Origin of the sequence: Paraburkholderia sp. Ac-20347, assembly GCF_017104805.1 — a bacterium.
GTDB classification, from domain to species: Bacteria; Pseudomonadota; Gammaproteobacteria; order Burkholderiales; family Burkholderiaceae; genus Paraburkholderia; species Paraburkholderia tropica.
Map to the genome: position 1 here is coordinate 21603 of NZ_JAAGPN010000102.1, position 7046 is coordinate 28648.

At 65.6% G+C, this 7046-nt stretch carries 7 protein-coding genes; 1 reads left to right on the forward strand and 6 read right to left on the reverse strand.

What is annotated here, in order from left to right; all coding sequences use genetic code 11:
* Nucleotides 1-80: 80 nt before the first annotated feature.
* From paaK to paaN, 5 genes are all read right to left on the reverse strand, one after another.
* Nucleotides 81-1379 carry a phenylacetate--CoA ligase PaaK gene (gene paaK, locus G3N97_RS20005; RefSeq protein WP_205994766.1) on the reverse strand — a complete coding sequence of 433 codons (1299 nt, stop codon included), beginning with the start codon at nucleotides 1377-1379 and terminating at the stop codon, nucleotides 81-83.
* A 56-nt stretch (nucleotides 1380-1435) separates the two neighbouring features.
* Complete coding sequence (gene paaI, locus G3N97_RS20010) at nucleotides 1436-1903, reverse strand: hydroxyphenylacetyl-CoA thioesterase PaaI (protein WP_241030691.1); 468 nt, start codon at nucleotides 1901-1903, stop codon at nucleotides 1436-1438.
* 1 nt (nucleotide 1904) lies between these two features.
* Complete coding sequence (gene paaG, locus G3N97_RS20015) at nucleotides 1905-2696, reverse strand: 2-(1,2-epoxy-1,2-dihydrophenyl)acetyl-CoA isomerase PaaG (protein ID WP_205994767.1); 792 nt, start codon at nucleotides 2694-2696, stop codon at nucleotides 1905-1907.
* A 115-nt stretch (nucleotides 2697-2811) separates the two neighbouring features.
* Nucleotides 2812-4014, reverse strand: coding sequence for a 3-oxoadipyl-CoA thiolase (gene pcaF / locus G3N97_RS20020; protein ID WP_205994768.1), 1203 nt, complete (start codon nucleotides 4012-4014; stop codon nucleotides 2812-2814).
* A gap of 96 nt (nucleotides 4015-4110) precedes the next feature.
* Nucleotides 4111-5811 (reverse strand): phenylacetic acid degradation protein PaaN, encoded by a 1701-nt coding sequence (paaN, locus tag G3N97_RS20025; RefSeq protein ID WP_205994769.1) that lies wholly within the window; start codon nucleotides 5809-5811, stop codon nucleotides 4111-4113.
* Between the two features lie 138 nt (nucleotides 5812-5949).
* Between paaN and G3N97_RS20030 the strand changes: the two genes are divergently transcribed.
* Entirely contained in the window at nucleotides 5950-6726 is a 777-nt protein-coding gene (locus tag G3N97_RS20030; RefSeq protein WP_205994770.1) for an enoyl-CoA hydratase, read from the forward strand.
* Nucleotides 6727-6814: 88 nt separating this feature from the next.
* Here the strand turns inward: G3N97_RS20030 and G3N97_RS20035 are convergent.
* On the reverse strand, nucleotides 6815-7046 hold a 232-nt coding region (locus tag G3N97_RS20035), incomplete at its 5' end, for a hypothetical protein (protein WP_205994771.1).

A 7046-nucleotide genomic window follows, 5' to 3' on the forward strand; every position in this document is an offset into this window, starting at 1 on the left:
TGAAAAAAGCCGGCTGAATCAGCCGGCTTTTTTATTGGCTGAGCGCTTCGCTCAGGTGCGCTCAACCGTTCTCATCGCGCTCACTTGGGCCGCTTGTCGATCACGCGCTTCGCTTTGCCGACCGAACGCTCGATGCCGTTCACGTCGAGCACGTTGATCTTCGCCGTCACGCCGATCAGCGATTTGATGTCGTACGCGAGCGCCTTGGCGGCGGCATCGAGCGCGCCGTAGTCGGGCGCGGTTTCGGGACACGGCTCGCAGTTCAGCGTCATGACATCCATCGGACCGTCCTTCGTGAGGATGATCTGATAGTGCGGTGCGAGCGCGGGCTGCTTGAGCAGCAGTTCCTCGATCTGCGTGGGGAACACATTCACGCCGCGGATGATCAGCATGTCGTCGGAGCGGCCGGTGATCTTCTCCATGCGGCGCATCGTGCGCGCCGTGCCGGGCAGCAGGCGCGTGAGGTCGCGCGTGCGATAACGCACGATGGGCAGCGCTTCCTTCGTGAGCGAGGTGAAGACGAGTTCGCCGAATTCGCCGTCGGGCAGCACTTCGCCGGTTTCCGGATCGATGATCTCCGGGTAGAAATGATCTTCCCAGATGGTCGGGCCATCTTGCGTTTCGGCGCACTCGGAGGCGACGCCCGGCCCCATCACTTCGGACAGACCGTAGATGTCCACGGCCTTGATGCCCATGCGCTTTTCGATGGCCGCGCGCATGTCGTTGGTCCACGGCTCCGCGCCGAAGATGCCGATGCGCAGCGACGAGCTGGCCGGGTCCATGCCCTGGCGCTCCATTTCGTCGGCGATCGCGAGCATGTAGCTCGGCGTGACCATGATGATGTCGGGCCGGAAGTCCTGAATCAGTTGCACCTGCTTTTCGGTCTGGCCGCCGCCGAACGGAATGACCGTGAGGCCCGCGCGCTCCGCGCCATAATGCGCGCCGAGACCGCCCGTGAACAGGCCGTAGCCGTAACTCACGTGCACCTTGTCGCCGCGCCGGGCGCCCGCCGCGCGCACCGAACGCGCGACCAGATTCGCCCAGGTGTCGATGTCCTTTGCGGTGTAGCCGACCACGGTGGGCTTGCCGGTCGTACCCGACGAGGCGTGAATGCGCGAGATCTGCTCCTGCGGCACCGCGAACATCCCGAACGGGTAGCTGTCGCGCAGATCCTTCTTGGTCGTGAACGGGAAGCGCGCGAGATCGGCGAGCGACTTCAGCTCGGATGGGTGAACACCCGCTTCGTCGAACTTGCGGCGATAGACCGGCGAGTTCTCATACGCGTGGTTCAGCGACCATTTCAGCCGTTCGAGCTGAAGCGCCGCGAGTTCGTCGCGGCTGGCCGTTTCGATAGGCTCGAGCGGCAGCGGGTTAGTCATCGATGTCTCCAGTTGCTTTAGATATGAATGCGGGGCGAGCCGGTTGGCGAGGCGCGTTACGCCTCGACAGGAATCACGTTGCCGCGAATCTGCGCGGATTTGCCTCTGAACATGGCGACGGTTTCGCCGGCGCGATTCGTCACGCGGATGTCGTAGATGCCGTTGCGGCCGGACATCACCTGTTCGACGGCTTCGGCGGTGAGCTGGTCGTCGGGCTGCACGGGGCGCAGGAATTCGATCGAGCAGCCGGAGGCGACCGTGTTGATGTTGTACGAGTTGCAGGCGAACGCGAAGGTCGAATCGGCCAGCGTGAAGATCAGGCCGCCGTGACAGATCTGGTGGCCGTTGAGGAATTCGGGCCGCACGGACATGCGCAGACGCGCGTAGCCGGCGCGCACCTCGAGCAATTCCATGCCGAGCGCGCGGCTGCAACCGTCGGCCTCGTACATGGTCTGCGCGGTGGCGCGGGCGAGTTCGTCGGGCGTCATGTCACCGGGCGTGTGCGTGGAGATCGGTGCGGTCATATCAACGGCCCTCGAAGCGCGGCGCGCGTTTCTCGATGAAGGCCTGCACGCCTTCCGCGTAGTCGTGGGACGCGCCCAGTTCGCGTTGCAGATCGCGTTCGAGATCGAGCTGCTGATCGAGCGCGTTGGTGACCGACGCGCGCAGTGCCTTGCGCGTGGCGACGATGGCGCGCGTGGGCTGCTTTGCGAGTTGCGTGGCGAGCGCGGCAGCGGTGGCGGCGAGCTCGGCGTCGTCGGTGATTTGCCAGACGAGGCCCCAGCTTTCGGCCTTTTCAGCGCTCAATTTGTCGCCGGTCATGGCGAGGCCGAGTGCGCGTGCCATGCCCACGCGCTGCGGCAGGAACCACGTGCCGCCCGAATCGGGCACGAGGCCGATCTTCACGAAGGCCTGGATGAAGCTCGCGGAGCGCGCGGCCAGTACGAGGTCGCACGCGAGCGCGAGATTCGCGCCCGCGCCCGCCGCGGTGCCGTTGACGGCGGCGATCACGGGCATCGGCAGCGCCTGGAGACGTTTGATCAGGGGATTGAAGTACTCGTCAATGAGCGCGCCGAGGTCGGTCATCGCGCCGGGCGTGAAGTCGAGGTCGGCGAGATCCTGGCCCGCGCAGAAACCGCGGCCCGCGCCGGTGAGCACGAGTGCGCGCGCGCCGGCGCTTTCGACTTCGTCGAGTGCCGCCGCAAGCTCGCGGTGCATGGCGCGCGTGAAGCTGTTGAGCTTGTCCGGGCGGTTCAGCGTGACGGTGGCCACGCGCGTGGTTGCGTCGATCTCGACGCGGATCGCTTCAAAGGGCATCGGTTGTCTCCTCCATGCCTGCTTTTCGGGACTTCTGGGCCCCGCCGCGCTGTGCCGCCCGGCGGGTTACTGTGCCGCTAGTGCTGTGCTGTTGCTGTGGCGATGACGGGCGCTGTCAGACTCGCTCGATGGCCAGCGCGATGCCCTGGCCGACGCCGATACACATTGTGCACAGCGCGTAGCGGCCCTGCGTACGTTCGAGTTGATGCAGCGCCGTGGTCACGAGCCGCGCGCCCGACGCGCCGAGCGGATGGCCGAGTGCGATCGCGCCGCCGTTGGGGTTCACGCGCGGATCGTTGTCGGCGATGCCGAGTGCGCGCAGCACGGCGAGGCCTTGCGACGCGAATGCTTCGTTGAGCTCGATCACATCGAACTGATCGAGCGTCATGCCGAGCTGCGTGAGCAGTTTCTGCGTGGCGGGCGCGGGGCCGATGCCCATGATGCGCGGCGCGACGCCGGCCGTTGCCATGCCGAGCACGCGCGCGCGGCGGCGCAGACCATACTGCTTGGCCGCTTCCTCGTTGGCCAGCAGCAGCGCGCAGGCGCCGTCGTTGACGCCCGAAGCGTTGCCCGCGGTGACCGTGCCGTCGGGCTTCACCACGCCCTTGAGCTTGCCGAGCGATTCGAGCGAGGTCTCGCGCGGATGCTCGTCGAGCGCCACGCGCACCGGATCGCCTTTCTTCTGCGCAATTTCGACCGCGACGATTTCCTGTGCGAGCGTGCCGTCCTTCTGCGCGCGCGCGGCCTTTTGCTGGCTGCGTAGCGCGAAAGCATCCTGATCGGCGCGGCTGATGCTGAATTCCTCGGCGACGTTCTCCGCCGTCTCGGGCATCGAATCGACACCATATTGCTGCTTCATCAGCTTGTTGACGAAACGCCAGCCGATGGTGGTGTCGTAGATGTTCGCTTCGCGCGCGAACGCGGACGCGGCCTTGCCCATGACGAAGGGCGCGCGCGTCATGCTTTCCACGCCGCCCGCGATCATGAGGCGCGCTTCACCGGCCTTGATCGCGCGCGCGGCGCTGCCGACGGCGTCGAGTCCCGAGCCGCACAGGCGGTTGAGCGTGCCGCCGGGTGCTTCGGTCGGCAGACCCGCGAGCAGCGCGGCCATGCGTGCGACGTTGCGGTTGTCTTCGCCGGCCTGGTTGGCGCAGCCGTACAGGATGTCGTCGAGCGCGCGCCAGTCCACGCCGGGATTGCGCTCGACGAGCGCGCGGATGGGCACGGCGGCGAGGTCGTCGGCGCGCACGTCCTTCAGGGCGCCGCCGTAGCGGCCAAACGGGGTGCGAATCGCGTCGCAGATATAGGCTTCGGTCATCTCAGGTTCCGGCGGCACGGGCGCGGAATGCGCCCATGCCTTGCATGCTAGAGGGTCGGACAGTTGTGCGCTATTCGGCCAGATGGCCTAGGCCGTTCAGCCGACTGCAACGGGCGCCGCTTTCGGTTCAACATGAACGCGGCTCTGAACCACGCGGAAGCGGTTCGCCACGAACGCGGCGTCGGCCAGCGCGGCGTTCGCGGCAGGGTTCGCCCCGGTGCCGTGGAAGTCCGAGAACGCCGCCGACTGATTGACGAACACGCCGCCGGTCAGATTGATCGACAGCGCCACGCCACCGGTGATCGCCGCGTCGTGGGCGGCTTCGATCACCGCGTCGCTCGTGCTGTAGACGGAGAGCGTCAGCGCGCCGTGATCGCGCGCGGTTGCGCCGGCGAGGTCGAGCGACTGGGCGGTGGAGTCGGTCGCAATCACGAACGAGATCGGGCCGAACCATTCGCGCGTGATCGTGGCGGCGTCGCGGCCCGCATCGAGTGCGAGCACGAGCGGCGTGCGCACGCGTGCGCCGGGGAACTGCGGGTGATCGAGCGTCTGGCTGTCGGCGAGCACGGTGCCCAGCTTGCGGGCTTCGTCGACGCGAGCGGTCACGCCGTCGTTCTGGATCGCGCCGAGCACTTCGACGGCACGCGCCGGATCGGCCACGAATTTCGTGACCGCGCCCGCGATCGCCTGCGCGACCTGATCGAAGCTCATGTGGCCTTCGGCGGTCTCGATGCCGTCGCGCGGCACGTAGATGTTTTGCGGGGCCGTGCACATCTGGCCCGAGTAGAGCGAGAGCGAGAAGGCGATGTTGCGCGCGGCGGACTTCAGATCGCTCACCGAGTCGATCACGATCTGGTTCACGCCGGCTTTCTCGGTGTAGACCTGCGCCTGATGCGCGTGCTGTTCGAGCCAGTCGCCGTTCTGCGTGCTGCCGGTGAAGTCGATCAGCTTGATTTCGGGGCGCAGGGCGAGTTGCTGGACGAGCGCGCCGTCGTTGGGATCGGTGGCGAGCAGCGTGACGACGTTCGGATCGAAACCGGCTTCGCGCAGGACCTCGCGCGCAATGCGCACCGTGATCGCGAGCGGCAGGATCGCGCCCGGATGCGGCTTGACGATCACCGTGTTGCCCGTCGCCAGATCGGCGAACAGGCCCGGATAGCCGTTCCAGGTCGGGAAGGTGCAGCAGCCGAGCACGAGGCCCGTGCCGCGCGGCACGACCGTGAAGCGCTTTTGCATCGCGAGCGGCGGGTTCTTGCCCTGCGGCTTTTCCCAGTGCGCGTCGGCGGGAATGCGGCGCAGCTGGTCCCACGCGTAAGTCACCGCTTCGAGTGCGCGGTCCTGCGCGTGCGGGCCGCCCGCCTGGAACGCCATCATGAACGCCTGGCCGGTGGTGTGCATCACACTGTAGGCAATCTCGAAGCTCGCGCGGTTCAGGCGTTCGAGAATTTCGAGGCTCACGCCCACCCACGCTTTCGGCCCGGCTGCGCGCCAGTCGCGCTGGGCGTGTTGTGCGGCGTCGATCAACTGGTCGGGCGTCGACTTCGGATAGCGCGCGCCGAGTGCGAAACCGAACGGCGACGCCTCGTGTCCGACGGTTTCGGCGCTGGCGGGCTGGTCGAGTTCGAACGTCTGATTCAGGTGCGCCTTGAACGCGGCTTCGCCATCTGCGCTGGCGGTTTCCCCGTACACTTTGGGGCTCGGCATTTCGGCGAACGGGCTCCAGTAGCCGCGCGTCTCGATGGCGGCCAACGCCTTCTGCAGCAGGCCTTCGTGCTTGTCGAAAAACGGATGTGTCATGGCTCGACTTGAATTGAGGGGTTGGATAAGGCCCGCGCCAATTAATTGACCGACCGGTTGGTTGGCAAATGTTAGCATTAGTCAAACTTCGGCGTAAAAGAAATTTTTGAGGACTTTTCTATGACGGAAGGAGGCGGTATGGGGTACGAAAACATCCTGGTCGAGACGCGCGGCAAAGTCGGTCTCATCACGTTGAACCGGCCGAAAGCGCTGAACGCGCTCAACGACGCCTTGATGGACGAACTGGGCGCGGCGCTCAAAGCGTTCGACGTGGACGAGAACATCGGCGCGATCGTCATCACGGGGAGCGAGAAGGCGTTCGCCGCGGGCGCGGACATCGGCATGATGGCGACCTACAGCTTCATGGACGTCTATAAGGGCGACTACATCACGCGCAACTGGGAGACGATCCGCTCGATCCGCAAGCCGATCATTGCTGCGGTTGCGGGCTTCGCACTGGGCGGCGGCTGTGAGCTGGCGATGATGTGCGACATGATCTTCGCTGCCGATACGGCGAAGTTCGGTCAGCCGGAGATCAAGCTCGGCGTGATTCCGGGCGCGGGCGGCACGCAGCGTCTGCCGCGCGCGGTATCGAAGGCGAAAGCGATGGACCTGTGTCTGACGGCGCGCATGATGGATGCGGCGGAAGCGGAGCGTGCGGGATTGGTGTCGCGTGTGATTCCGGCGGCCGATCTGTTGAACGAGGCGATTGGGGCTGCGACCACGATCTGCGAATACTCGCTACCTGCGGTGATGATGGCCAAGGAGGCGGTGAACCGCGCTTACGAGTCGACGCTGGCCGAAGGCGTGCACTTCGAGCGCCGGCTGTTCCATTCGCTGTTCGCGACGGAAGATCAGAAGGAGGGGATGGCGGCGTTCGTGGAGAAGCGCAAACCTGCGTTCAAGAACAAGTAGGAGCAGGTGGCAAGCGGCTTGGCAGCCTGATGTGGCCCGGTGGCGGAATTATTTTCCGTCACCCCCTTGCGCCTGGGCGAAGGGGGCGCTAAGATTCGCCCCCTTCGCTGCACGCAACAAGCAACACGCCGCAGCGAAGCCCGCGACGAAACAAGCGGGTTCGCAGGTTCAACAGCTTTTTAAGCGGTAGCGAAAAAAAGATGTTGACGAAACGAAAAAGAGCCTTCATAATCTCGTTTCTCTGCTGCTGACGCAGCAACGCAGCAAACGCCGGGTAGTAACAGCGCACTACGGTGCGGCAGTCGAACCGGGCAGTTTGG